The sequence below is a fragment of the Cupriavidus oxalaticus genome (genome assembly GCF_016894385.1).
Classification (GTDB): Bacteria; Pseudomonadota; Gammaproteobacteria; order Burkholderiales; family Burkholderiaceae; genus Cupriavidus; species Cupriavidus oxalaticus.
In genome coordinates this window covers 494507-519661 of the sequence record NZ_CP069812.1, presented here as the reverse complement: position 1 = coordinate 519661, position 25155 = coordinate 494507, and the positions used below count along the sequence as shown (strand labels likewise).

20 protein-coding genes are annotated in these 25155 nt (G+C 69.0%); 14 read left to right on the top strand and 6 right to left on the bottom strand.

Annotated features, from left to right (window positions below):
• Window positions 1-79: 79 nt before the first annotated feature.
• A complete protein-coding gene (mepK, locus tag JTE92_RS14740) occupies window positions 80-640 on the bottom strand; it encodes a peptidoglycan L,D-endopeptidase MepK (RefSeq protein WP_063236832.1) in 561 nt (186 codons plus the stop codon).
• Window positions 641-670: 30 nt separating this feature from the next.
• Window positions 671-2374: a L,D-transpeptidase family protein gene (locus tag JTE92_RS14735; protein ID WP_232353220.1), complete on the bottom strand. Its 1704-nt coding sequence runs from the start codon at window positions 2372-2374 to the stop codon at window positions 671-673.
• A gap of 402 nt (window positions 2375-2776) precedes the next feature.
• On the opposite strand from JTE92_RS14735, the gene JTE92_RS14730 reads away from it, so the two are divergent.
• The 3 genes from JTE92_RS14730 (at window position 2777) to JTE92_RS14720 (ending at window position 6919) form a co-directional block, all read left to right on the top strand.
• Window positions 2777-3319, top strand: a complete 543-nt coding sequence (locus JTE92_RS14730) for a fimbrial protein (protein ID WP_063236831.1) — start codon at window positions 2777-2779, stop codon at window positions 3317-3319.
• Between the two features lie 182 nt (window positions 3320-3501).
• Window positions 3502-4263 (top strand): fimbria/pilus periplasmic chaperone, encoded by a 762-nt coding sequence (locus JTE92_RS14725; protein WP_167525679.1) that lies wholly within the window; start codon window positions 3502-3504, stop codon window positions 4261-4263.
• A 94-nt stretch (window positions 4264-4357) separates the two neighbouring features.
• Window positions 4358-6919 carry a fimbria/pilus outer membrane usher protein gene (locus JTE92_RS14720; protein ID WP_063236830.1) on the top strand — a complete coding sequence of 854 codons (2562 nt, stop codon included), beginning with the start codon at window positions 4358-4360 and terminating at the stop codon, window positions 6917-6919.
• A gap of 9 nt (window positions 6920-6928) precedes the next feature.
• On the opposite strand, the gene JTE92_RS14715 is transcribed toward JTE92_RS14720, so the two are convergent.
• Both JTE92_RS14715 and JTE92_RS14710 read right to left on the bottom strand, forming a co-directional pair.
• Complete coding sequence (locus JTE92_RS14715) at window positions 6929-7555, bottom strand: response regulator transcription factor (protein ID WP_063236829.1); 627 nt, start codon at window positions 7553-7555, stop codon at window positions 6929-6931.
• A 183-nt stretch (window positions 7556-7738) separates the two neighbouring features.
• Window positions 7739-8806, bottom strand: a complete 1068-nt coding sequence (locus JTE92_RS14710) for a CaiB/BaiF CoA transferase family protein (RefSeq protein ID WP_063236828.1) — start codon at window positions 8804-8806, stop codon at window positions 7739-7741.
• A 398-nt stretch (window positions 8807-9204) separates the two neighbouring features.
• Between JTE92_RS14710 and JTE92_RS14705 the strand changes: the two genes are divergently transcribed.
• Complete coding sequence (locus JTE92_RS14705) at window positions 9205-9642, top strand: universal stress protein (protein WP_063236827.1); 438 nt, start codon at window positions 9205-9207, stop codon at window positions 9640-9642.
• Window positions 9643-9699: 57 nt separating this feature from the next.
• On the opposite strand, the gene JTE92_RS14700 is transcribed toward JTE92_RS14705, so the two are convergent.
• Both JTE92_RS14700 and JTE92_RS14695 read right to left on the bottom strand, forming a co-directional pair.
• On the bottom strand, window positions 9700-10752 hold the full coding sequence (locus tag JTE92_RS14700) for a serine/threonine protein kinase (protein ID WP_063236966.1): 1053 nt from the start codon (window positions 10750-10752) through the stop codon (window positions 9700-9702).
• A gap of 4 nt (window positions 10753-10756) precedes the next feature.
• Window positions 10757-12400 carry a DEAD/DEAH box helicase gene (locus JTE92_RS14695; RefSeq protein WP_063236826.1) on the bottom strand — a complete coding sequence of 548 codons (1644 nt, stop codon included), beginning with the start codon at window positions 12398-12400 and terminating at the stop codon, window positions 10757-10759.
• Window positions 12401-12721: 321 nt separating this feature from the next.
• Here JTE92_RS14695 and JTE92_RS14690 point away from each other — a divergent pair, with 321 nt between their 5' ends.
• The 10 genes from JTE92_RS14690 to glyS all read left to right on the top strand — a co-directional run bounded on the left by JTE92_RS14690 (window position 12722) and on the right by glyS (window position 25124).
• Window positions 12722-14407 (top strand): ClcB-like voltage-gated chloride channel protein, encoded by a 1686-nt coding sequence (locus JTE92_RS14690; RefSeq protein ID WP_063236825.1) that lies wholly within the window; start codon window positions 12722-12724, stop codon window positions 14405-14407.
• A 195-nt stretch (window positions 14408-14602) separates the two neighbouring features.
• Window positions 14603-15007 (top strand): hypothetical protein, encoded by a 405-nt coding sequence (locus tag JTE92_RS14685; RefSeq protein ID WP_063236824.1) that lies wholly within the window; start codon window positions 14603-14605, stop codon window positions 15005-15007.
• A gap of 86 nt (window positions 15008-15093) precedes the next feature.
• Entirely contained in the window at window positions 15094-16446 is a 1353-nt protein-coding gene (gene miaB / locus JTE92_RS14680) for a tRNA (N6-isopentenyl adenosine(37)-C2)-methylthiotransferase MiaB (protein ID WP_063236823.1), read from the top strand.
• Window positions 16447-16464: 18 nt separating this feature from the next.
• Window positions 16465-17472 carry a PhoH family protein gene (locus tag JTE92_RS14675; protein WP_063236822.1) on the top strand — a complete coding sequence of 336 codons (1008 nt, stop codon included), beginning with the start codon at window positions 16465-16467 and terminating at the stop codon, window positions 17470-17472.
• Window positions 17473-18234 (top strand): rRNA maturation RNase YbeY, encoded by a 762-nt coding sequence (ybeY, locus tag JTE92_RS14670; RefSeq protein WP_063236821.1) that lies wholly within the window; start codon window positions 17473-17475, stop codon window positions 18232-18234.
• A gap of 133 nt (window positions 18235-18367) precedes the next feature.
• A complete protein-coding gene (locus JTE92_RS14665; protein WP_063236820.1) occupies window positions 18368-19255 on the top strand; it encodes a CorC family transporter in 888 nt (295 codons plus the stop codon).
• The gene (gene lnt, locus JTE92_RS14660; protein WP_063236819.1) at window positions 19252-20859 is read left to right on the top strand and encodes an apolipoprotein N-acyltransferase; all 1608 of its coding nucleotides are present in this window, start codon (window positions 19252-19254) and stop codon (window positions 20857-20859) included. Before JTE92_RS14665 ends, lnt begins: the two co-directional genes overlap by 4 nt.
• Window positions 20860-21394: 535 nt before the next feature.
• Window positions 21395-22339: a glycine--tRNA ligase subunit alpha gene (gene glyQ, locus JTE92_RS14655; protein ID WP_063236818.1), complete on the top strand. Its 945-nt coding sequence runs from the start codon at window positions 21395-21397 to the stop codon at window positions 22337-22339.
• The gene (locus JTE92_RS14650) at window positions 22336-22965 is read left to right on the top strand and encodes a hypothetical protein (protein WP_063236817.1); all 630 of its coding nucleotides are present in this window, start codon (window positions 22336-22338) and stop codon (window positions 22963-22965) included. Before glyQ ends, JTE92_RS14650 begins: the two co-directional genes overlap by 4 nt.
• A gap of 35 nt (window positions 22966-23000) precedes the next feature.
• Complete coding sequence (glyS, locus tag JTE92_RS14645) at window positions 23001-25124, top strand: glycine--tRNA ligase subunit beta (RefSeq protein ID WP_063236816.1); 2124 nt, start codon at window positions 23001-23003, stop codon at window positions 25122-25124.
• Window positions 25125-25155 lie beyond the last annotated feature (31 nt).

Here is a 25155-nt window from a genome sequence, read left to right as displayed (position 1 = left end):
CCTGTTCAAGGCCGCCGCGCCGGGCATCGGCGTGCCCGGCCAGCTATCGTGGGCAAGCGGTGACGGCCTGCCCGGGCAGTTACCAGTAGCGTACCCGGCCCGTATCCAGGTGTACGAATTGCTCGCCCTGGTAGAAACCGACACCACCGCCCTTCAGCGTCTTGGCGGCATCGCGCAGGTCGCCCAGCGGCACGCCGGCCACGCGAATGTCGATGGCCTTGCCGTCCATGTGCAGGCTGTGTCGGGCAACGCCGCCCCCACGCGAGTTCCGCAGGCGTGAATTGGTGGCCGGGCTGCGATAGCCCGAGATGACCTGGAACGGTTCGCTGGTGCCGAGTTCCCGGCGCAACTGGTACAGCAGGTCGAACAGTTGCGGATCGATCACCCCTACCTGGCCGGAATAGTGGTCGCGCAGGAAACCGTTGAGCGACGTGAGGGCCTCGGGAACGAAGCTGTCGCCGACGGCATAGACGAGCTTGATGCGCTCGCCCGTATGGGTGTGGTCGAAGGCCAGCGAGCGCGCATCGGGCAGGCTGGCAAGCGCCTGGCGCGGCGCCAGGGGCATCAGGCCGGCGGCCAGGGCCAGGCCTCCGGTGGTATGTAGAAAGCGGCGGCGTGCCTTGCGCGTCGCGTCATTCATGGTACTTCCTCTGCATGTGCTGGGCGCGCCCTATTGCGTGGCAGCAGGGGCGCGCGCGATGGCTGGCGGCGAGGGGCGCCCGGTGCGTTGCCGCAGCGCCTTGTCCAGCAGTTTGTCGTGACCGTAGATGTCAGGCAGGAAGGATACACGACCATCGGCCCGGGCGATGACCGTGCCATAGGCCAGCACCACCGGCAGCGGTTGCTGCAGCCGCACCGTGTTCGACTTCCCGCGCGTCATCGCCTCGCGGATACGCGCCTCGTTCCAGTCCGGCATATCCTGCAGCACGAACTGCGCCAGTGCCACTGGGGATTCCACGCGGATGCAGCCATGGCTGAAGTCGCGCCGGTCGCGCTTGAACAGCTGCGGCGTGGGGGTGTGGTGCAGGTAGATGTTTTCGTTGTTGGGGAACACGAACTTGATGTCGCCCAGCGCATTCATGGGGCCGGGGCGCTGCCGGATGCGCATGCGGCCGTTGAGCACGGCCTCCAGGTTGTCCTCGGACAGCGTGGTCACGGCCTTGCCGTCGCCGCTCACGAACTCGAAGCCCTGCCGGTTGAAATACGCCGGATCGCGCCGCAGGCGGGGCACCGTCTCGCGCCTGGCGATCGACGGCGGCACATTCCAGTACGGACTGAACTCGATGTAGCGCATGTCTTCCTCGAACAACGGCGTGCGCGTGTCCAGCGCCTTGCCGACGATCACCTTCATCTCCAGCTTGATGTCGAGCTTGCCGTCGCGGATCTCGTAGGCGCGCAGCATGAATTCCGGCACGTTGACCACGATCATGCGCGGACCATCCAGCGGGGTCCAGCGCATCCGCTCCATGGTCAGTTCGATCTGCCGCACCCGGCTGGCCATGGGCAGACTGAGTTGCGCCAGCGTGCCGGCGCCGATCACGCCGTCGGCCTCGAGCCCGTGCCGCGACTGGAACGCCTTGACGCCGTTGACGAGTGCGCCTTCATAGCGCGCCGGCGGCTTCGTGCCGGCCGGCAGGTCGCCCAGCGCCACCAGGCGCGCCGTCAGCGCGGCAGTGCCCGCCCACGGCTGTCCCGGCGTCAGCTTGCCCGCGGGCAGCGCCGGCAGCGGCTGCGCCCAGACCGGCTGCGCGGCGATCTCGCGATAGCGGGCCAATGCCTCGCGCAGCGTGCCATACAGGGGGAAAGTGGGCGCGGCCTGGCGCACGGCGTCCGGCAGGCGGCGTTGCGCGACCGCTTCGCGCAGCACCGTGGCGGCGTCATACGGGCGTTCTTCCTGTGGCGCGAAATTGGCACGGACCGCGCGGGGGTTGATACGGCCGCCGTGCAGGTCGGCCAGCATGCGCTCCATCGCGGCGGTCAGCGCGGCGTCAAGGCGGGCGGCGGCATCCGATGCGAGCACCGGCCCGGTGGCCGCCTGTTGCACTGCCTGCCGCAGCGCTTCGGCATCGTAGTCGCGGGGATCGAGCCCATCGGCGGCCGCGTTGGACAGCGCGTCGACCGCCTGCCTGGCTTCCGGTATGGGCCTGCCCTGGGCGAACCATAGTGGCCCCTGGGGCGCCGGTGAGGCTTGTGGCACTGACGCCTGTGGCGCTTGCGGCGCTTGTGGCGCTTGCTGGGTCTGGGTCGTCTGGGTCGTCTGAGGCGGCTGGGCCAGGACCGGGGCGCCGGCGGCGGCGGCCAGCAGCAGCGCGGCCAGGCAAAGCGAAGGGAGGGCAGCCTTGGCTGCCGCAAGACTGGCGCCGGTCAGGCGCATGGCGGCTGTCGGGAACGAAGGCATCGTGGGGATGGGCCCGTTTCGTGGCACACGCCCACAGTCTACCCGTGTTGTGGAAGCGGCGTTCGGACCGCACCGCGGCCGCTGGGCGACGGTGTCGAATCGGAATGTGGCCAGCCCCGGGGAAGCGGATGCCCAGGGCAAATCGGCTTCCGACCACATCGAACGACGCAAGTCACCAGTCCGGCTAGTTGACCAGGCAAATTCGGCCAATTCGCTCAGCTCGCTCGGAAGTTTCGCACGGTGGGCGTATCGCCGTATTCCTACACTGGCCCCGGTTCACAAGGCATTTCCGATTTCACGATCCAGCCGGTGCCTTGGAACGCCCGCGTGCCGCAGCAATCATGCCGCGGCCCGTCTTCCACAATCAAGAGAACTGACATGAAATTTGCATTTGCACCGGTGGCGCTTGCCGCCGGCATCGTCTTCGCGTCGCAAGCCGCGCATGCCGTCGACGGCACCATTACCTTCAACGGCAACATCACCCCCACCTCGTGCGAGATCAATGGCAACGGCACCGGCTCGAAGTCGTTCACGGTCACGCTGCCGACCGTCTCGGCAAAGACGCTGGACGCGGCTGGTGCGCGCGCCGGCCGCACCCCGTTCACCATTGCGCTGAACTGCGATGCGGATACCGGCGCGGTCCATACCTATTTCGAACCGGGCCCGACCACCGACGCCAGCACCGGCAACCTGGTGATCAACAGCGGCACCGGCACGGCGACCAACGTGCAGATCGGGCTGCTCAATGCCGACTTCTCCCAGATCAAGGCCGGCTTTGCGGACAGCGCCCAGAATTCGCTGGCGGTGCCCCTGGCCAGCGGCGCGGCCACCCTGTCCTACTTTGCCGAGTATGTCGCCACCGGCCAGGCCACTTCGGGCGCAGCCAATTCCAGCGTGATGTACACCATCGCGTATCCGTGACGCCGACGCGTTCCTGAGATTTCCCTGAAGGGCAAATCCGATTCCGGGCCTGGCGCACTTGTGGCGCGGTCCGGTGCTTCGGCACGCGCCATGTTGGCGGCGCGTGCCGCTCCATTCCCCTCCGCTGTGCTTGCCGGTCCTGCCGACGACTGGTTCCTTCAGCCCTGCTTTCCGGCCTCAACATGCTGTCCACACCCCTGCGAAACTTGCTGGCCACCGCCATGGCCGCGCTGGCGCTGTCGTGCGCATTGCCCGTCAGCGCCTCCGTCATCGTCGGCGGCACGCGCGTGGTCTATCGCGCCACGGACAAGGAAGTCACGCTAAAGCTGACAAACGAAGGGCAATCGCCCGCGCTGACGCAGGCGTGGGTCGATGCCGGGACGGCGACCCCGACGCCTACCTCGATCGAGGTTCCCTTCACCATCACGCCGCCGATCGCGCGCATCGACCCGGGCAAGGGCCAGACGCTGCGCATCCTCTATACCGGCGAGCCGCTGCCACAGGACAAGGAATCGCTGTTCTGGCTCAACGTGCTTGAAATCCCGCCGAAGCCTTCCGCCGATGAAGCCGGCGCCAACTCGCTGCAAATGGCGTTCCGTTCGCGCTTCAAGCTGTTTTTCCGCCCTGCCGGGCTGCCGGGCAACGCCACGGAGGCGCCGGCTGCGTTGCGCTGGGAACTGGGCAGCCGCGACGGCAAACCCGTGCTGGTGGCACATAACCCGACGCCTTACCACGTGTCGCCGGTCACCGTCGAAGTCATCGCCGGCGAGCACCTTGCCAAGGCGACAGACCTGGACATGATTGCGCCTGGCGCCACCACCGCCTTCCACCTGGACACCGAGGTCCGCAACCCTGCCGGCGCCACCGTACGCGTGCACTGCATCAACGACTTCGGCGGCAGGGACAAATTCAGCGCGCCGCTGAGCGCCTCGGGCTCCCGCTAGCCCTCACTCAACCCCACGGTCCGTTACGCCCTCTCGGCAGCCGCCGCGCCGGCTGCCGGCGGCTGCGTGCGGCCATCGTCGACACGCCAGTGCCATGCTGCCACTCCCTCCCCGCCACGTCCCGTTTCGCCTGTGTCCGCTTCCTGCCGTGCTGCTGGCCCTGTTCGCCAGCGGCGCAGGCGCAGCCGGACAGCCTGACACCAGCCCGCTTCCTGCCCGCTCCCCGCAGGACGTGGAATTCAGCGATACCTTCCTGCAGGGCACGGCGGGCGGCGTTGCGGACCTGAGCCGCTTCAGCAAGGGCAATCCGGCGCTGCCCGGCCACTACCGTGCCGAGTTGTATGTCAACGAAATCTGGCTGGGCCGCGCCGACGTGGAGCTGCGCCAGTCCGGCGACCCCGCTGCCCCTGCGGTGCCATGCTTCGATCGCAGCCTGCTGGAGCGCATCGGCGTCGACCTGGCCAGGCTGCCGGCTGCTGCATCGCTGGACGGCGACGGCTGCCAGCCGCTGCCGGCGCTGATCGCCGACGCCACCGCGAGCTTCGACAACGGCGAGCAGCGGCTCGACGTCAGCGTGCCGCAGGCCGCGATGGTGCGCCGCGCGCGCGGTTACGTCAGCCCGGAGAACTGGGACGACGGCGTGCCGGCGGCGCGCCTGCAGTACAACGCCAACATCTATCACTCCGACGCATCCAGCCTGTCGACCACGCAGGCCTATGTGGGCCTGAACGCCGGCATCAACGTGGGACCATGGCGCTTCAGCCACCAGGGCAGCCTGAACCGCGACGAACGGCAAGGCACGCGCTACCAGAGCGTGCTGACCAACCTGCAGCGCGCCATTGCGCCCTGGAAAAGCCAGCTGGTGATCGGCGATGCCTTTACCGACGGCGCCCTGTTCGACAGCATCGGCTTTCGCGGCGTGCGCCTGGCCAGCGACGACCGGATGTATCCCGAATCGCTGCGCGGCTATGCCCCCATCGTGCGCGGTATCGCGCGCAGCAACGCCCGCGTGCAGATCCGCCAGCAAGGCAACATCCTCTACGAGACCACGGTGGCGCCGGGGCCGTTCGAGATCGATGACCTGTACCCGACCGGCTATGGCGGCGACATCGAAATCGTGGTCACCGAGGCGGACGGCAGCGTGCACGTATCGACCATGCCTTACGCCGCCGCGGTGAACGCCCTGCGCGCCGGCCAGAGCCGCTACAGCGTCACCGCCGGCAAGTACCGCAACACCGTGCTGCAGGGCTCGACGCTGCTGCTGCAGGGCACTTACCTGCACGGCTTCACCAATATGGTCACCGGCTACGGTGGTTTCGTGGCCGCGCAAGGCTACGGCGCGATCGTCGCAGGTGTCGCGCTGAATACCGACCTGGGCGCTTTCGGCGCAGACATCACGCATGCCAGCACGCGGCTGCAGGGTCAACCGGACCGCAGCGGCCAGAGCGTGCGGCTGAGCTACAGCAAGCTGGTCGCGCCGACCAACACCAATTTCTCGGTAGCGGCATACCGGTACTCCAGCCGCGGCTACCTGGGCCTCGCCGATGCCATGTCCTGGCTCGCGCTTGACGAGGCGGGGAGGCTACCGAGCCTGCCGACCGCGCGCGGCAAGCTGCAGCTGAGCATCAACCAGGCCTTGCCGCCCGGATATGGCAATTTCTACCTGACCGGATCGGTGCAGAGCTACTGGCAGGGAAGCGGCACCGTCAGCCAGTTCCAGGCCGGCTACAACAATGCTTACCGCGCCATCGCCTACGGCGTGTCGGCGTCGCGGCAGCTGAATGTCGCCACCGGCAAGTGGGACACCCGCGTGATGCTGACCGTCGGCCTGCCGCTCGGCAAGTCGGCACATGCTCCCTACTCGCTGACCAGCGTCGAGCGCGGCTCCGACGGCACCTTCACGGCACAGGAGACGGTGACCGGCACGCTCGGCAGCGACAATGCCTTCAGCTACGCGCTCAATGCCGGCCATACCGGCGGCGGCTCCGGCAGTTCGAACAGTATCGGCGGCAGCGTCGCCTATGTCTCGCCGTTTGCAACGATGACCGCCAGCGCGTCCAGGAGTAGCGCCTATACGCAGACCGGCGCAGGCATTTCCGGCGGCATCGTGGCCTATGCGGATGGCGTGGCGTTTTCGCCTTCCCTCGGCGATACGGTCGCGGTGGTCGAGGCCAAGGACGCCGCAGGCGCGCGCCTGGCCAATGGCGCGGGGCTGCGTGTCGACCCGTGGGGCCATGCCGTGGTATCGAACCTGGTGCCGTTCGCGCGCAACGAAATCGAGATCGACCCGCAGGGCCTGCCGCTGGAGGTCGCACTCAAGTCGACGCAGCAGCGGATCGCGCCCACCGCGGGCGCCGTGGTGCGGGTGCGCTTCGAAACCGAAAATCCCGGCCGCGCGGCCATCCTGCGCACGCGCCTGCCGGATGGCGCACCGGTGCCGTTCGGCGCCGAAGTGTTCAATGCCGATGGCAAGCCGGTCGGGACCGTGGCGCAGGCTGGCCGCGTGCTGGTGCGCGGGCTGGCGGAGGATGCCGGCACGCTGACGGCGCGGTGGAGCCAGGCCGGCGGCGATGCCTGCACGCTGCACTACGACCTCGGCAAGCCCGGCAATGAGGCGGCGGCGATGCTCGTCAGGGACGCGCTTTGCACGCGCTGATGCAGCCCTTCACCACACCAGCTGGTGGCGCCGCGCATAGTCGACCATCTCCACCAGCGAGCTGACATTGAGCTTGGCCATGATATTGGCCTTGTGCGTGCTGACCGTCTTGCTGCTGATCAGCAGCTCCGCGGCAATCGCCTTGTTGGAATGGCCGCGCGCCAGGTATTGCAGGATGGTGATTTCGCGATTGCTGAGCCGCGGGATGCCGGAGTCGAGGGCGTCGCCGAGCTGGCGCGCGGCTTCCAGCGTGTGCATGGGGAACACCAGGTAGCCGCTCAGCACGCCGCGCGCGGCCTGCAGCACCTCGGGCACGCCGCGGTGCTTGACCACGAAGCCGTGCGCGCCGGCGCGCAGCGCCCGCACCGGGGCGGCGGTGGCGTCGGTGCCGGACAGCACCAGCACGTGTACCGCGGGAAAGGTCGCCGACACGCGCCGGACAAAATCGACGCCGGGATTGCCGAAATACTCGACATCGACCAGCACCAGCCCGGGGCGGTGATCGCGCACCAGCCGGAAGGCATCGCGCACGCCGTCGGCTTCCAGCACTTCGGCGGCATCCAAGGCCGCCCCCAGTTGGCCGGACAGCGACGTGCGGAACCGGGAAGGCTCGTCGACGATCAGCGCGTGGTGCAATTGGAACTCCTTGACAGCTTGGGGGAACTGCCAAGGTTAAGGGCCATGCTGCGTGTTGAAGCGCGGAATACTCGCTGCTCGGGAGCAGCGGAATCTGCGCGGCGATCAGGCAATTCCGCAGGGGTGGACAGCCAGGCGTAGCCGGGCCGGCCCGCGCGTCAGGACTTGGCGGCGTCCAGCACTTCACTCCGTGCCGGCGGGCAGGAAGCGCGGCGCCGGGGCCGAGCGCGGCACCTCGCGCTCGCCCTGCCGGAACATCCGGTAGGTGCCGCGCGCCTGGTTGTGCGGATGGCGGGCGGCCTCGTCCAACGTCAGCACGCGCGCGAAGCAAACATCGGTGCCGCCCAGCAGCGCCTCCCAGTGCTGGCTCGGCTGCGCCGCGATGCAGGCGGCGATGCGCGCCTTCAGGGCGGGCCACTGGGCGCGGTCGTATTGCGTGGCGGGATCGACGTCGGCCAGTTCCAGCCGTTGGAGCAGTTCGCGGTAGAACTGCGGCTCGAGTGCGCCCAGCGTGATGGCACGGCCGTCGGCGCAGCGGTAGACGTCATAGAACGGCGAATCGTGGAACGGGCTGGGCTGGGGGCCGCCGAGCGTGCCGGCGGCACGCGACACCTGCACCAGCGAGCCGAGCATGGCAACGATGTCGGTGATCGCCGCATCAACCACGCAGCCCTCGCCGCTGGCACGCGCGCTCAGGATGGCGCTGGTCAGGCCGAAGGCCAGTCCGAGCGCGCCGGTGGCGTCGCCCATCACGGTCGGCGGCACCATCGGCAGCCCATCGTCGCGCGCGGCCATCGACAGCAGGCCGGTCAGCGCGATGTAGTTCAGGTCATGGCCGGCGCTCTGCGCCAGCGGGCCGCTTTGCCCCCAGCCGGTCATGCGGCCGTACACCAGGCGCGGATTGCGGGCGTGGCAGGCCTTGGGGCCCAGGCCCAGCCGCTCCATCGCTCCCGGGCGCAGCCCTTCGATCAGCGCATCGGCGCCTGCCACGAGGTCGAGCGCCGCGGCGACGCCCTCGGGCGATTTCAGGTTCAGCTGCACGACCTGCTTGCCGTGCTCCAGTTCCATCTCCGGCGGCACGGCCTGGCCGCGCAGGATGCGGCGCGCGTCAGGGGCGACCGGGCGGGTCACCAGCGTTACCTCGGCGCCGAGGCCGGCCAGCATGGCGCCGCACAGCGGGCCGGGGCCGATGCCTTCGAATTCCACCACCTTGATGCCGCGCAGGGGCAGCAGCTTGCCATGCTCACTCATTGTCTTGTCTCCGGTTGCCGTGCGCCGGGCGCCGGGATTCGGGGTCCCGGGCCAGCCTGTATGGGATGTGTCGTGCGCCGCGTCGGTAAGTCAGCCTGTCCGGCCTGTCACGGGGCTCGCGAGCCATGCTACGCGCCCCCGCGCCGGGGCGGCAATGGCCGAAACTGCCAGCCGGGTTGACGGATTTGCCATGCGGCCGGTTATCGCACGCGAGGCGGTAGCGGCATCGTAGTTTTCCGAACGAACTTGATCTAAGTCGGGTCACAGCGGGAAACTAGCTGCGATGATCGTATTCAGATGGCGCCGACGCCCCACGGCGGCAGCGTCAGGAGGTGTTCTTCAACCTGGCTCGTCCCGACAATCCCCAACGACAGCCCCCAATCCAGGAGATTCCCGTCATGACCAATATCGTGCTCGCCACCGATGGCTCGGCCTTCAGCGATGCCGCGGCGCGCTTCATTGCCGAAGGCAAGCTGCTGCAGAGCGGCTTTACCGTGCATGTCGTGCATGTGGCGCCGGAAGTGAGCGGCCAGGTGCGCGCCTTTGTCAGCAAGGAGACCATCGACGACTGGCACAAGGAGGCCAGCGACAAGGCGATGGCGGGTGTCAGCGAGATCCTGTCGGCGGCCGGCGTGCCGTTCGAGCAGCATGCGCTGCACGGTTTCGCGCCGGAACGCATCATTGCCTATGCGCGTTCGGTGAATGCCGAAGCCATCGTGATGGGCACGCATGGCCGCGGTTCCTTCTTCGATGCGGTGATCGGTTCGGTGGCCGGACGCGTGCTGGCGCAGGCGGATTGCCCGGTGCTGCTGGTCAAGGCGCCCGAGAAGAAGTAAGGCAGAAGTCAGGCAATCCCAGGACACGCGGCGCGTCCGGCGCCGCGGATCGTTTTTTCAGGCGCCCCACAGGGGCGCTTCGTCCATCAGCGCGACCTGTTCGCGCAGTTCCAGGATGCGGTCCTGCCAGTAGCGGGCTGTGCCGAACCACGGGAATGCGGCCGGGAACGCGGGGTCGGCCCAGCGGCTGGCCAGCCAGGCACTGTAGTGCAGCAGGCGCAGGGTGCGCAGCGCCTCCACCAGCCACAGTTCGCGCGTGCGGAATTCGGCAAAGTCTTCGTAGCCGGCCACGATGTCGGCCAGCTGGTCCTGCATCGCCGCGCGGTCGCCCTCCAGCAGCATCCAGATGTCCTGGATCGCCGGCGCCATGCGGCTGTCGTCGAAATCCACAAAATGCGGGCCGGGCGCGCCGTGGCTGCCGCCGCGCGCATCGTCTTCGTCGATCCACAGCACGTTGCCGCGGTGGCAGTCGCCATGCACGCGCAGCAGCGGCACGTCGCCGGCGCGTTCGTAGCAGCGGCGCACGCCGTCCAGCGCAAGCTCGGCGACCGACTGCCACGCCGGCAGCAGGTCGGCGGGAATGCAGCCGCTGGCCAGCAGCCAGTCGCGCGGGGCAACGCCGAAGGTATCGATATCCAGTGCGGGCCGGGCCTGGTAGGGCTGCGCCGCGCCGACGGCGTGGATACGGCCGATAAAGCGGCCGAGCCAGGTCAGCGTGTCCTTGCGGTCGAGCGCGGGCTCGCGGCCGCCGCAGCGCGGGAACACCGCAAAGCGAAAGCCGGCGTGGTAGCGCAGCGTGCCGGCGTCCGGCGCACCGGCCGGCAAGGCCAGCGCCGGCACGGCCGGGATCTCGGCATCGGCCAGCTGCTGCACGAAGGCGTGTTCTTCCAGGATGGCCGCGTCGGTCCAGCGGCCGGGGCGGTAGAACTTGGCGATGACCGGCGCGGCGTCCTCGATGCCGGCCTGCCACACCCGGTTCTCATAGCTGTTCAGTGCCAGCAGGCGCCCGTCGGGGCGCAGGCCGGCACTTTCGATTGCGTCCAGCATCAGCTCCGGCGTCAGGCCGGCATAAGGAATACCGGAATCGGCCGGGGCGGTGGACGCGGTCATGGTGTCAGTCGCGGTTGCGGTTGCCGCCGAGCAGCGCGGCCTGCGGCGCCGGGCGGCGGTTGCGCGCGGGGGCCGGGGCGGCATCGTGCGGCTGGCGTGCCGGCTGGGCGGCGGCACGCTGCTGTCCGCGTGCCGGCTCCTGGCTCCCCTGGCGCGGTGCGCCGCTGCGTGCGCCGCCGTTGCCGCCACCATGGTTGCCGGCGTTGCCGTTGCCACCGCCGCGGCGCTGGCCGCCTTCGGCCTGCCGCTGACGCGGCTGGCCACCCTGGCCCTGGCGCGGTGCGTCCTGAGTCTGGCGCGGCGCGCGTGCGCGTTGTGCCGGCTCGCCGTCGGCATTGGCCGGGCGTGCCTGGCTGCGGCCACGGCCCTGCCCTTGCCCTTGCCCTTGCCCTTGCCCTTGCCCTTGCCCTTGCCCTTGCCCTTGCCCCTGCCCCTGCCCGCCGCCGCGTTGCTGGCGGCCCTTCTGGATCGGCTCGGGGGCGATGCTCGGGTCGACTTCAAACCCCGGCAGCACGGTCTGCTCGATCCTGCGCTTGATCAGGCGTTCGATATCGCGCAGCAGCGCGTGCTCGTCCACGCAGACCAGCGAGATCGCCTCGCCCTCGGCGCCGGCGCGGCCGGTGCGGCCGATGCGGTGCACGTAGTCCTCGGGCACGTTGGGCAGGTCGAAGTTGACCACGTGCGGAAGCTGGTCGATGTCGATGCCGCGCGCGGCGATATCGGTCGCCACCAGCAGCCGCAGCGTGCCGGCCTTGAACTCGGACAGCGCGCGCGTGCGCGCCGACTGGCTCTTGTTGCCGTGGATCGCCAGCGCCGACAGTCCGTCCTTGGTCAGCTGCTCGGCCAGGCGGTTGGCGCCGTGCTTGGTGCGGGTGAACACCAGCACCTGGTGCCAGTCGTGCTGGCGCACCAGGTGCGCCAGCAGTTCGCGCTTGCGTTCGCGGTCGACCGGGTAGACGCGCTGGTCGACGGTCTCGGCGGTGGTGTTGCGCCGCGCCACCTCGATCGAGGCGGGATTGTTCAGCAGCCGGTCGGCCAGCGCGCGGATATCGTCCGAGAACGTCGCCGAGAACAGCAGGTTCTGGCGCTTGGCCGGCAGCACGTTGAGGATCTTGCGGATATCGTGGATGAAGCCCATGTCGAGCATGCGGTCGGCTTCATCGAGCACCAGCAGCTCTACCTGCGACAGGTCGACGGTGCGCTGGGCCACATGGTCGAGCAGGCGGCCCGGCGTGGCCACCACGATATCGACGCCGCGCTTGAGCTGCTCGATCTGCGGGTTGATGCCGACGCCGCCGAACATCACCATCGAGCGCAGGCGCAGGTACTTGCCGTAGTTGCGCACGCTTTCCTCGACCTGCGCGGCCAGTTCGCGCGTCGGCGTCAGCACCAGCGCGCGTACCGGCGGCTTGCCGGGGCGCGGCGCGTTGCCGGCGGCGCGGGCCGCTGCGGACTCGGACAGCAGGTGCAGCATCGGCAGGGTGAAGCCGGCGGTCTTGCCGGTGCCGGTCTGGGCGCCGGCGAGCAGGTCGCCGCCCTTGAGGACGGCGGGGATTGCCTGCGCCTGGATGGGAGTCGGTGAGGTGTAGCCCTGTTCGGCCACCGCACGCACAATCTTTTCGGACAAGCCGAGTTCGGAAAAAGACATGAATTGCTGCTTCGGCCATCCCTGCGCACGCGGTGCGCCGATCGCGGGATGGCTCGTGTAATCGATGTTCGGTATCGGTAACAGGAGGGCCGGGTAGCCCGGCCTGGCAGGCCAGTGGCCCGTCCGCGGGAAAGGTCGCTAGTGTACCAGTCCATCGCAAGCCGGTTCTGCACATGCGGCAGCGCCACATGCGCGGCGGCGCACAAGGGCGCGGGCCAGGTGGCGCTGCGCTATCATGGCTGGTTCTGCAGGCGGCCGCCCCCCGGCCGCCGCTGTCACGCCCTGCCTGCCCCGGCACCCCGCTGCGCCCCGGAGCCCGCCATGCGCTTGCGTTTCCTCGAAGACCAGGAAGTCACCCTGTTTGCCGCCATCCCGGTCGGCATCGTGGCGGCCATTGCGACCACGCTGTTCAAGGAAGCGCTGGACGGTGCCGGCGTGGTGCTGTTTTCGAGCCATGCCGACGTGGTGGTCGTCTTCGCCGCACTGGCGCTGGGCTGGCGCGTGGTGGTACCGGCAGTGGGCGGCGCACTGGCCGGCGCGCTGCTGGTCCTGTCCAACCGGCTGGCCCGCAGCCACAGCGGCGCGACCGACTATATGGAAGCGGTGGCAAACGGCAGCGGCCGGCTGCCGGTGCGGATCACGCTGCTGCGGGCCATGTCCTCGTTCTTCTCGATCGTCAGCGGCAGCTCGGTCGGCAAGGAAGGCGCGATGATCCAGCTGGCGGCGCTGTGCGGCTCGCTGTTCCCGACCACGCGGCTGGAGCGCGGCGGCGGCTCGAACATGCGCCGCATGCTGACCGCCTGCGCCGCCGCGGCGGGCCTGGCCACCGTCTACCACACCCCTTTCTCCGCCGCCGTCTTTGTCGCTGAAGTGGTGTTTGGTGCACTAGCCGTCCAGCGGCTGATACCGCTGTTCCTTGCGTCGGTAGCCGGCGCCATGGTCAGCCAGTGGCACGGCGGGCTGCAGCCGCTGTATCCGGGGCTGGATATCGCCCCCGACCTGCGCCCGCATATCCTGCTGGCGGCAGCCGGGCTCGGCGTGGCGGCCGGCATTGTCGGGGCGCTGTTCATGCGCGCGTCTGGCTTCGCCCGCAGCCGCTTCGCCGCGGTGCCGGGCGGGCCGGTGGCGCGGCTGGCGCTGGGCGGGGCGCTGGTCGGCGTGCTGGCAATGGCCGTGCCCGAGGTGGTGGGCAACGGCTACCACACCATCCAGACCATCCTGCAGGAACAGCCGCTGAGCGTGCCGGTGGCAGGGGTGCTGCTGGCCAAGCTGCTGGCCACGGTGATCAGCATGGGCTCGGGTGCGGTCGGCGGGGTGTTCACGCCGTCGCTGTTCGTCGGCGCGGCGCTGGGACAGCTGCTGGCGCTGGCCATGCATGGCGTCGCCGACGGCGCCACGCCGCTGCTGCCGCTGGTCGGCATGAGCGCGTTCCTGGCGGCAACCAGCCAGGCGCCGCTGATGTCGGTGCTGATGGTGTTCGAGATGACGCTGGCGCCGGCGCTGCTGCTGCCGTCGATGATCGGCGCGGTGGCGGCGTACTACACGGCGTCGCGCTGCCAGACGCTGTCGCTGTACAGCGTGATCGCCGAGCGCGCACAGGCGTCGGCCGCAGCCGAACACGCGCGCACCATGACGCTGGCGGGGCTGTGCGACCCGACCGCCACCGTGCTCGACCCCAACGCCAGCCTGGCCGAGGCGGCCGACAAGTTCGCCGAGACCGGCACCCGCTATCTCTACCTGGTGCAGTTCGACGGGCGCCTGCTGGGCGCGCTGTCGATCCACGCCGTGCAACGCGCCCAGCGCGAAGGCTCGCAGCAAGGCGTGCTGGAGCTGGCCGAGCGCGACTTCCCGGCGCTTACGCCCGACTCGCGCCTGCGCGATGCGCTGGAGGTGTTCGCCGCACACGGCATCAACCGGATCCCGCTGGTGCGGGACACGGTCGGCCGCGAGCTGATCGGCACGGTGTCGAAGCAGCGTGTGCTGCAAGAGGCATCCTGCCTGTTCTGAGCATCCCGCCGATGCCCGCACCGAGGCGCCCATCGAGGGTAAAATGGCGGGTTGCGCCGCATGCATACAGGCATACAGGCGCTCAGCTAAATACACCGTCGTTCCCGCGCAGGCGGGAACCCAGTGACTTTAAAGACGCTGGATTCCCGCCTGCGCGGGAATGACAGTGGCGATCCCATTGCCGGAGTCCTCCTTATGCCAGCAGGTCGTGCAGGTCGTAATACGCGCCGCCAGGCGCAGGAATCGGTCAAGCTTTCGCGGAGCCTGTGGCCTTCACTGGCATGCGCGGCCGCCCTGCTGCTCGGCGCGGCCGCTGCCTCGGCCCAGCCGGTGCGGGTGATCCCGCAGGACGCGCAGGCAGCCAGGCTGGTGATCGCCGCCCCTTCGGCCTCCGCGCCGCAGACCGCCACGCTGGACGGCAAGACCGTGGGCGTGGCACCGGGCGTGCGCCTGTTCGGCACCGACAACCAGCTGCTGGCCACCGCCGCGGTGGCGGGCCAGAAGCTGCCGGTGCGGTACAAGCTGGACCTGTATGGCCAGTTGCTGACCGCCTGGGTGCTGAGCGAGCCGGAGCAGAAGGCGCTGAAACAGAAATCGTAGTCCCCCGAAAGAGCGCGGCGTGCCCCACGCGACCGCGCGTTGTTGCAACACCCTGATGCCCCCAGGTCAACCACTGAGATCGGCATATGAAGAAAGTTTTCGTCAAGACGTACGGCTGCCAGATGAACGAGTATGACTCGGACAAGATGGTCGACGTCCTCAACGCCAGCCAGGGGCTGGAACCCACCGACCGCGTCGAAGACGCCGACGTGATCCTGTTCAACACCTGCTCGGTGCGCGAGAAGGCGCAGGAGAAGGTGTTCTCCGAACTGGGCCGGATGAAGGCGCTCAAGGCGGTCAAGCCCGAGCTGGTGATCGGCGTGGGCGGCTGCGTGGCCAGCCAGGAAGGCGCCAGCATCGTCTCGCGCGCGCCGTACGTCGACGTGGTGTTCGGCCCGCAGACGCTGCACCGCCTGCCCGACCTGATCGCGCGCCGCCAGCGCACCGGCCAGTCGCAGGTGGACATTTCCTTCCCCGAGATCGAGAAGTTCGACCACCTGCCGCCGGCGCGCGTGGAAGGCCCGAGCGCCTTCGTCTCGATCATGGAAGGCTGCTCCAAGTACTGCAGCTACTGCGTGGTGCCCTACACCCGCGGCGAGGAAGTGTCGCGCCCGTTCGAGGACGTGCTGGCCGAAGTCGCCGGCCTGGCCGAGCAAGGCGTGCGCGAAGTCACGCTGCTGGGCCAGAACGTCAACGCCTATCGCGGCAAGATGGGCGACACCACCGAGATCGCCGATTTTGCGCTGCTGATCGAATACGTGGCCGAGATCCCCGGCATCGAGCGCATCCGCTACACCACCAGCCACCCGAAGGAATTCACCTCGCGGCTGGTCGAGCTGTACGGCCGCTGCGACAAGCTGGTGAACCACCTGCACCTGCCCGTGCAGCATGCTTCGGACCGCATCCTGATGGCGATGAAGCGCGGCTACAGCGTGCTGGAATACAAGAGCATCATCCGCAAGCTGCGCGCGCTGCGCCCGCAGATGTCGATGTCGTCGGACTTTATCGTCGGCTTCCCCGGCGAGACCGATGCCGACTTCGAGAAGCTGATGGCGATGATCGAGGAGATCGGCTACGACACCTCGTTCTCGTTCATCTTCAGCCCGCGCCCGGGCACGCCCGCGGCCAACCTGCACGACGACACGCCGCACGAGGTCAAGCTGCGCCGGCTGCAGCGCCTGCAGGCGACCATCGAGGAAAACGTGCAGCGCATCAGCCGGGACATGGTCGGCACGGTGCAGCGCATCCTGGTGGAAGGCCCGGCGCGCAAGGACCCGACCGAGCTGCATGGCCGCACCGAGAACAACCGCGTGGTCAACTTTGCGCTGCCGGGCGTGCCGCAGGCGGGCCGCGACCGGCTGGTCGGCCAGATGGTCGATGTCAGCATCACGCAGGCGTTCCCGCACTCGCTGCGCGGCGAGATCGTGGTGCGCCAGTAATCGAGCCTCCGGCAAAAGATGAAAATCCCTTCGGCAGAATTCGTCGCCCCCAAGGACGACAACACGCGCCTGCAGAACCTGTGCGGGCCGCTCGACGAGAACCTGCGCCAGATCGAGCAGGCGCTGGACGTGACCATCCAGCGGCGCGGCCATCGCATGACGGTGCGTGGCACCCATGCGCAGGACGCCGCGCTGGCGCTGGAGCGTTTCTATAACCATGCGCGCACGCCGCTGTCGATCGACGACGTGCAGCTCGGCCTGGTCGAGACACGCCAGCTCAGCGCGCATGGCAGCTACCTGCCCGGCAATGACGAGGACAACCGCAACGGCAACGAGCGCGAGTTCGAAGACGAATCGCCGGTGCTGCACACCCGCCGCACCGGCCTGCAGGGCCGCACCGTGGCGCAGCGCGAGTACCTGCGCAATATCCTGTCGCACGACCTGACCATGGGCATCGGCCCGGCCGGCACCGGCAAGACCTACCTGGCGGTGGCCTGCGCGGTCGACGCGCTGGAGCGCGACGCGGTCAAGCGCATCGTGCTGACGCGCCCGGCGGTGGAAGCCGGCGAGCGCCTGGGCTTCCTGCCCGGCGACCTGGCGCAGAAGGTCGATCCTTACCTGCGCCCGCTGTATGACGCGCTGTACGACCTGCTCGGCTTCGACCGCACGCAGAAGATGTTCGAGCGCCAGATGATCGAGATCGCGCCGCTGGCCTATATGCGCGGGCGCACGCTGAACCACGCCTTCATCATCCTGGACGAGGCGCAGAACACCACGCCCGAGCAGATGAAGATGTTCCTGACCCGGATCGGCTTCGGCTCCAGGGCGGTGATCACCGGCGACACCACGCAGATCGACCTGCCCAAGGGCCAGAAGAGCGGCCTGGTGGAAGCGCAGCACGTGCTGCGCGACGTGCGCGGCATTGCCTGCACCCGCTTTACCAGCATCGACGTGGTGCGCCATCCGCTGGTGGCGCGCATCGTCGATGCCTATGACGAATACCACGCCCAGCACAAGGACGCGTAATTGAAATCCCCGAAGAACCAGAAATCCAGGGCCTCCGGCGTCAGCCTGACCCTGTTCGATGGCGAAGGCCGCGCCCGCAAGAGCACCGCGCACGCGCTGCGCGTGCAGCTGCCGGATGGCCGCAGCCTGACGCTGGACCTGTCGCAGGCCGCCGACGGCGTGGTCGCGCTGCTGGCCGAGCACACCGACACCAACCAGCAGGCCGGCCTGCTGGTGCGCCCGGACAACCATGACTCGCTGTCCGTGGCCGTGACCGCCACGCCGGTCGTGACCACCACCGGCACCCCGGCCACGCCGCCGGCGCTGGAGCTGGAGATCCAGCAAGGCAACGGCATCGGCAGGCAGGACGGCCTGCCGCCGCGCAGGAAGATCGAAACCTGGGTCAAGTCGGCGCTGTATGCCGATGCCGCGCTGACGATCCGCTTCGTCGGCGAGGAAGAAGGCCGCCTGCTCAACCGCACCTACCGCGGCAAGGACTACGCCACCAACGTGCTGACCTTTGCCTATGCCGAGAACGAGGACGACCCGGTGACCGGCGATATCGTGCTGTGCTGCCCGGTGGTGGAAGCCGAGGCGCGCGAGCAGCGCAAGCCGCTGGAAGCGCACTACGCGCACCTGATCGTGCACGGCGTGCTGCATGCCCAGGGCTACGAGCACGAGGAAGACGCCGAGGCCGAGGAAATGGAGGCGATCGAGACCGAAACCCTGCAGGCGCTGGGCTACGCGGATCCCTACCTCGCCGAGCGCACCCACGCCGCGTGATTGGCGGCGCACCGGCGGCCCGACGCGAAGGCCGCCGGCATCACATGCAGCAGCCGCTGCCCGGCGGCTGTCACGGGATCGACAGCCTTTTGGTGTATCCTTCAGTCGATCTCCACCACGCGCTCGCCGCGAAATGAACGACCCCTATCCCAGTTCGAAGCCCGCCTACCTGAAGCAGGTCGATCGCCCCAGATCGCTTCTCGAACGCCTGTCAGACCTGATATCCCCCGAGCCGGACACCCGCGCCGAACTGCTCGAAGTGCTCCAGGAAGCGCATGAGCGCAACCTGATCGACGCCGATTCGCTGTCGATGATCGAGGGCGTGTTCCAGGTCTCCGAACTGACCGCCGGCGACATCATGGTGCCGAGCGCGCAGATGGATTTGGTCAATATCGCCGACGCGCCGGAGACCTTCATCCCGTTCATGCAGCAGACCGCGCACTCGCGCTTCCCGGTCTATGACGGCAGCCGCGACAACATCATCGGCATCCTGCTGGCCAAGGACCTGCTGCGCTACTACACCGACCCCGCCTTCGAGCTGCGCGAAACGCTGCGCCCGGCGGTGTTCATCCCCGAATCCAAGCGCCTGAACATCCTGCTGCGCGAGTTCCGCATCAACCGCAACCATATTGCCATCGTCGTCGACGAGTACGGCGGCGTGGCCGGACTGGTGACGATCGAGGACGTGCTCGAGCAGATCGTCGGCGATATCGAGGATGAGTTCGACCTGGACGAAGACCAGGACAATATCCTGCCGATGCCCGACGGCAGCTGGCGCGTGCACGGCCTGACCGAGATCGCCCAGTTCAACGAGGCCTTCGGCACCGGCTTTTCCGACCACGACGTCGACACCGTGGGCGGACTGCTGTCCAACCATGTGGGCCACGTGCCCCACCGCGGCGAGGTCATCACCCTGCCGCCGATCCGCTTCGAAGTGCTGCGCGCCGACGCGCGGCAGGTGCACCTGCTGCAGGTGCGCCGCGAATCCCTGGCTGACGGCGCGAGCGCTGCCGGCGCATGAAGCGTCCCGCCCCGATCCCCAACGGCGCCGCTGCTGCCGACGCCGGTGCTGGCAGCGTGCCCGGCGCGCGTTCGCGCGCCACTGCCATGGCGCGGCTGCTGCTGGCCGGCGTGCTCGGCATTGCCCACACCCAGGCCTTCGCCCCGCATGACTGGTGGTGGCTGCAGATCCTGTCGCTGGCCGGCCTGGCCGCGCTGATGGCCGACGCGCCGCGCGCGCGCATCGCCGCGGCCACCGGCTATGCCTTCGGCCTGGGCTGGTTCCTGTCCGGCATCTGGTGGCTCTATATCAGCATGCACGTCTACGGCGAGATGCCGGCGTGGATGGCGGCGCTGGCGGTGGTGCTGTTCTCGGGCTACCTGGCGCTGTGGCCGGCACTGGCCGGCGGGCTGTGGCACCGGCTGACGGCACGGCTGCGCGCCGGCACATGGGCCGCGGCGCTGCTGGCGCCGCTGGCGTTCGGTGCCGCGTGGGGGCTGTCGGAGTGGCTGCGCGGTGTCGTGTTCACCGGGTTCCCGTGGCTGTCGGGCGGCTATGCCCATACCGACGGGCCGCTTGCCGGCTTTGCGCCGCTGGTCGGCGTCTATGGCATCGGGGCGCTGGCGGCCGCTGTCGCGGCGTTGCTGGCCGGGGCCGTGCGCGGGCTGGGGCACGGTGCGCGCACGCGTGCCGTGGTGTCGCTGGCGCTGGCGCTGCTGCTGCCGGCACTTGGCGCCGCGCTGTCGCCGCTGGCCTGGACCACGCCGGCCGGCAAGCCGCTGACGGTGCGGCTGCTGCAGGGCAATGTGCCGCAGGACATCAAGTTCGAGGCCGCCGGCATCCAGCGCTCGATCGCGCTGTACCGCGACATGATCACCGCCGCGCCCGCCGACCTGGTGGTGACGCCCGAGACCGCCTTCCCGGTGATCCTGCAGGAACTGCCTGTCGACGTCGCCGTGGCGGTGCGCGACTACGCGCTGCAGAGCGGCACCACCGTGCTGTTCGGCGCGGCCGGCGCGGATTCGCCGGTCGATTTCACCAACAGCGTGTTCGGGCTGGGGCCGCTGACCGAGCGGCTGTACCGCTACAACAAGCACCACCTGGTGCCGTTCGGCGAATTCATCCCGCTGGGCTTCCGCTGGTTCGTCGACATGATGAAGATGCCGCTGGGCGATTTCCGCCGCGGCGGGCTCGACCAGCCTTCGCTGCCGGTGCGCGGCGTGCGCGTGGCGCCCAATATCTGCTACGAGGATCTGTTCGGCGAGGAGATCGCGCAGACGCTGCGCCAGCAGCCCGCGCCCGCCAACGTGCTGGCCAACCTGACCAACCTGGCCTGGTTCGGCGACACCATCGCGCTGGACCAGCACCTGCAGATCTCGCGCATGCGCGCGCTGGAAACGCGCCGCCCGATGCTGCGCTCGACCAATACCGGCATGACCGCGGTGGTGCGCCCGGACGGCACCGTGCAGGCACGCCTGCCCACCTTCACGACCGGCACGCTGGTGGCCGAGGTGCAGGGCATGCAGGGGCTGACCCCGTACATCCGCTGGGGGAATGCGCCGGTGCTGGCGCTGTTTGCGCTGGTGCTGGGTGCCGCTGCGTGGCGCGCGCGGCGCGCGGGCTGAAGCCAGAATCCGGCGCACACGCCGGGCCTCCCGCCGCAGTCTCCCGAGCCGCGGCGTCCAGGCGCGTCAGGCGCGCGCCGGCCGCGTCAGTTCACAGCAGCCCGGTCGCCACCGACACGGCGGCCGCGGCGATCATGACCGCGATTGCGACCAGGTAAGGTTTGCGAGAAAGGAGCGTCATGATCCCAAGTCCCCAACATTAATTTGTCTACCGGCAGACGGCCTGGCCTGCCAACCGCAACGCTCTCGAACGGGTTGCTTACTCATACTGTATACAAAAACGTTATCGGCTAGCGTTCCCTCAACTTGAAAGGGGGTCGGTATTTTCCCCATGCGTTGCGAAAGACCGACATCCGCCGGCACCTCCGCGCGCCAGCCCCCACCCCGCCAATCGGGGCGGGCGGCCAAAAAGCCGATAGAATTCAGGGTTTGGCAAAATCCGTATGCGGCGGCCCCGGCACGCGCTGCGCCGCCAGCACGCCGGGCGGCGCAACTTCGCCCCCAGCCGCCCGATCAGCCACTACCTAGTCTTCATATGCTGACCTTCCAACAAATGATTCTGACCCTGCAGGCCTACTGGGACCGGCAGGGCTGCGCGCTGTTGCAACCCATCGATCTGGAGGTCGGCGCCGGCACTTCCCACGTGCATACCTTCCTGCGCGCGATCGGCCCCGAGCCGTGGCGCGCCGCCTACGTGCAGCCGTCGCGGCGCCCGAAGGACGGCCGCTATGGTGAGAACCCCAACCGCCTGCAGCACTACTACCAGTACCAGGTCGTGCTCAAGCCCGCGCCCGAGAACATCCTCGAGCTGTACCTGGGCTCGCTGGAGGCACTGGGCCTGGACCTGAAGCAGAACGACATCCGCTTCGTCGAGGACGACTGGGAGAACCCGACGCTGGGCGCGTGGGGCCTGGGCTGGGAAGTCTGGCTCAACGGCATGGAAGTGACCCAGTTCACCTACTTCCAGCAGGTCGGCGGCATCGACTGCAAGCCGATCACGGGCGAGATCACCTACGGCATCGAACGCCTGGCGATGTACCTGCAGAAGGTCGAGAACGTCTATGACCTGGTCTGGACCGAATGGGTCGAGAACGGCGAGACGCGCCGCCTGACCTACGGCGACGTGTACCACCAGAACGAGGTCGAGCAGTCGACCTACAACTTCGAGCACAGCAACACCGAAATCCTGTTCCGCCATTTCGCCGAGCACGAGGGCGAGGCCAGGCGGCTGATGGGCAATGCCGAGGGCACCGACGGCAGCCAGCCCGGCACGCGCCTGGCGCTGCCCGCTTATGAACAGGTGCTGAAGGCCGCGCACACGTTCAACCTGCTGGACGCCCGCGGCGCCATCTCGGTGACCGAGCGCGCCGCCTATATCGGCCGCATCCGCAACCTGTCGCGCCAGGTGGCGCAGGCCTACTACGACTCGCGCGAGGCCCTCGGCTTCCCGATGTGCGGCAACGGCGGAGCCCGGGCATGACGCAACTGGCGCGCAGCGCGCTGTGCTGTGCCTTGGTCATCGCCACCCTGTCTGCCGCCGGCAATGCCGCCGCCGCGCGCGCCGTGGCCGCCCCGGCACCGCAGGCGCTGCTGCTGCCGGCCGAACTGAGCAATGTGTGCGAAGCCGACCCGCAGGCGCTGCAGCTGGCCATGGCGCGCCACTGGCGCCCGTCGCTGAACGCGCTCGACCAGTGGACGCAGCTGGTGCGCTCGTTCGCCTGCGACCTGTCGGGCCAGCGCGACCTGGGCTGGCACCGCGTGCCGCTGCGCGCCTATGAAAGCGCGATCCGCTACCCGCTGACCTGGGTGGAGGTGGAAACCACCAACGGCCGCACCCGGCGCAAGACCAGGACCTATTACTCGGCGGCCCAGCTGCCGCCGAAGATCGATTTCTGGATCGGCGGGCGCATCGACGAGATCCGCTACGACAAGCGCCTGCGCCGCATCGACGCGCGCTTCCCCGCCGCGGGCAGCCGCGGCGGCAGCAACGGCGCGGCCAGCGCCGCGGCGGCCGCGCAATGCGCCTTCACCACGCTGCAATTCCGGCAACAGAACGGCCTGTGGCTGCTGTCCGGAGTGGAACCTAATCATTCGCCGCGCTGCTGACAGCGGCGCGCGCCACAACCTGTTGGATACGATTCATGTCGCAACCCATGACCGACTCGCTGCTGATCGAACTGTTCACCGAAGAGCTGCCCCCCAAGGCGCTGGCGCGTCTGGGCGACGCCTTCGCGCAGGGCCTGTTCGCCGGCCTGGGCGAGCGCGACCTGCTTGAGCCGGGCGCCACCGTGACGCCGTTCGCCACGCCGCGCCGGCTGGCCGCGCTGGTGTCGGGCGTGCGCCGCAGCGCGCCCGACCGCGAGCAGCGCGAGAAGGTCCTGCCGCTGTCGGTGGCGCTGGGCGCCAACGGCGAGCCCACCCCGCCGCTGGCCAAGAAGCTGGCCGCGCTGGCCAAATCGGTCGGCGTCGCCGAGATCGACTGGCAGTCGCTGGAGCGCGCCTCGGACGGCAAGGCCGAGGCCTTCTTCTACCGCTACACCGCGCGCGGCGCCGAGCTGGCCGCCGGCCTGCAGGCGGCACTGGAAGACACCATCGCCAGGCTGCCCATCCCCAAGGTGATGAGCTATCAGCGCCCGGACGGCAGCACCGTGCATTTCGTGCGCCCGGCGCACAGCCTGATCGCGCTGTTCGGCAGCGAGATCCTGCCGGTGTCGGTGCTGGGCCTGCAGGCCAGCAACGTGACGCAGGGCCACCGCTTCCTGTCGCATGGCACGATCGAGATCGCGCATGCCAACGACTACGCGAAGCAGCTCGAGTCGGCCGGCCGCGTGCTGGCCAGCTATGGCGAACGCCGCGAGCGCATGCGTGCCGCGCTGCTGGCCGAGGCCGGCGCCGACCAGGTGATCATGCCCGAGTCGCTGCTCGATGAAGTCAACTCGCTGGTGGAATGGCCGGTGGTCTACGCCTGCCACTTCGAGGAAGCCTTCCTGGCGGTGCCGCAGGAATGCCTGATCCTGACCATGCAGACCAACCAGAAGTACTTTGCGCTGACCGATGCCGACGGCAACCTGCGCAACCGCTTCCTGATCGTCTCCAACCTGGCCACCGAGACGCCGCAGTCGATCATCACCGGCAACGAGCGCGTGGTGCGCCCGCGCCTGGCCGATGCCAAGTTCTTCTTCGACCAGGACCGCAAGAAGACGCTGGCCTCGCGCGTGCCGCAGCTGGCCAGCGTGGTCTACCACAACAAGATCGGCACGCAGCTGGACCGCGTGCAGCGCCTGCAGCAGATCGCCGGCCATGTCGCCGACGCGCTCAACGCCGCCGGCGTAGCCACCGACAAGGCCGCCGCGATGCGCGGCGCCGAACTGGCCAAGGCCGACCTGCTGACCGACATGGTCGGCGAGTTCCCCGAGCTGCAGGGCACCATGGGCACGTACTACGCCCGCCACGACGACGAGGCCGAGGACGTGGCGCTGGCCTGCTCCGAGCACTACCGTCCGCGTTTCGCCGGCGACGCGCTGCCCGAAGGCTCGGTCAGCACCGCCGTCGCGCTGGCCGACAAGCTGGAAACGCTGGTCGGCATCTGGGGCATCGGCCTGCAGCCGACCGGCGAGAAGGACCCGTTCGCGTTGCGCCGCCATGCGCTGGGCATCCTGCGCATGCTGATCGAGAAGCCGCTGGCGCTGTCGGTGACCGGACTGCTGGCGCTGACGCAGCAGGCATTCGCGGGCATTGCCACGGTCAAGCCGGCGCCGGACGCCATCGCCGACTTCCTGTATGACCGCGTGCGCGGCTACCTGAAGGAAAAGGGCTACACCACCAACGAGGTCGAGGCCGTGGTCAGCCTGCGCCCGGACCAGCTGCACGACGTGCTGGGCCGCATGGAAGCGGTGCGCACCTTCGCCGCGCTGCCCGAGGCCGAGGCGCTGGCCGCCGCCAACAAGCGCATCACCAATATCCTGCGCAAGAACACCGAGCCGGTCGGCGCGGTGAACCCGGCGCTGTTCCAGGAAGAGGCCGAAGGCGCGCTGCACGCGGCGATCGAGAAGGTGCGCCCGGCCGTCGAGGCCGCCTTCGCCAGCGGCGATTTCGCCGCCGCGCTGCGCGACCTGGCCCAGCTGCGCGATGCCGTCGACCGCTTCTTCAACGACGTGATGGTGATGGCCGAGGATGCGCAGCTGCGCGCCAACCGCCTGGCGCTGCTGGCTTCGCTGCATGCGCTGGCCAACCGCGTGGCCGACATCTCCAAGCTGGCCGCCTGAGCGGCGCCAGCACGCGATACCGGAGCCGCAC

Bases quoted from the DNA above. Each gene is read 5' to 3' on its own strand.
- JTE92_RS14710 (WP_063236828.1), bottom strand. From the start codon at position 8,806: ATGAGTGAGCATGGCAAGCTGCTGCCCCTGCGCGGCATCAAGGTGGTG.
- JTE92_RS14735 (WP_232353220.1), bottom strand. From the start codon at position 2,374: ATGCGCCTGACCGGCGCCAGTCTTGCGGCAGCCAAGGCTGCCCTCCCT.
- glyQ (WP_063236818.1), top strand. From the start codon at position 21,395: ATGCTGACCTTCCAACAAATGATTCTGACCCTGCAGGCCTACTGGGAC.
- JTE92_RS14675 (WP_063236822.1), top strand. From the start codon at position 16,465: ATGAAAATCCCTTCGGCAGAATTCGTCGCCCCCAAGGACGACAACACG.
- miaB (WP_063236823.1), top strand. From the start codon at position 15,094: ATGAAGAAAGTTTTCGTCAAGACGTACGGCTGCCAGATGAACGAGTAT.
- JTE92_RS14725 (WP_167525679.1), top strand. From the start codon at position 3,502: ATGCTGTCCACACCCCTGCGAAACTTGCTGGCCACCGCCATGGCCGCG.
- glyS (WP_063236816.1), top strand. From the start codon at position 23,001: ATGTCGCAACCCATGACCGACTCGCTGCTGATCGAACTGTTCACCGAA.
- lnt (WP_063236819.1), top strand. From the start codon at position 19,252: ATGAAGCGTCCCGCCCCGATCCCCAACGGCGCCGCTGCTGCCGACGCC.
- JTE92_RS14705 (WP_063236827.1), top strand. From the start codon at position 9,205: ATGACCAATATCGTGCTCGCCACCGATGGCTCGGCCTTCAGCGATGCC.
- JTE92_RS14690 (WP_063236825.1), top strand. From the start codon at position 12,722: ATGCGCTTGCGTTTCCTCGAAGACCAGGAAGTCACCCTGTTTGCCGCC.
- mepK (WP_063236832.1), bottom strand. From the start codon at position 640: ATGAATGACGCGACGCGCAAGGCACGCCGCCGCTTTCTACATACCACC.
- JTE92_RS14695 (WP_063236826.1), bottom strand. From the start codon at position 12,400: ATGTCTTTTTCCGAACTCGGCTTGTCCGAAAAGATTGTGCGTGCGGTG.
- JTE92_RS14650 (WP_063236817.1), top strand. From the start codon at position 22,336: ATGACGCAACTGGCGCGCAGCGCGCTGTGCTGTGCCTTGGTCATCGCC.
- JTE92_RS14720 (WP_063236830.1), top strand. From the start codon at position 4,358: ATGCTGCCACTCCCTCCCCGCCACGTCCCGTTTCGCCTGTGTCCGCTT.
- JTE92_RS14700 (WP_063236966.1), bottom strand. From the start codon at position 10,752: ATGACCGCGTCCACCGCCCCGGCCGATTCCGGTATTCCTTATGCCGGC.
- JTE92_RS14730 (WP_063236831.1), top strand. From the start codon at position 2,777: ATGAAATTTGCATTTGCACCGGTGGCGCTTGCCGCCGGCATCGTCTTC.
- JTE92_RS14685 (WP_063236824.1), top strand. From the start codon at position 14,603: ATGCCAGCAGGTCGTGCAGGTCGTAATACGCGCCGCCAGGCGCAGGAA.
- JTE92_RS14665 (WP_063236820.1), top strand. From the start codon at position 18,368: ATGAACGACCCCTATCCCAGTTCGAAGCCCGCCTACCTGAAGCAGGTC.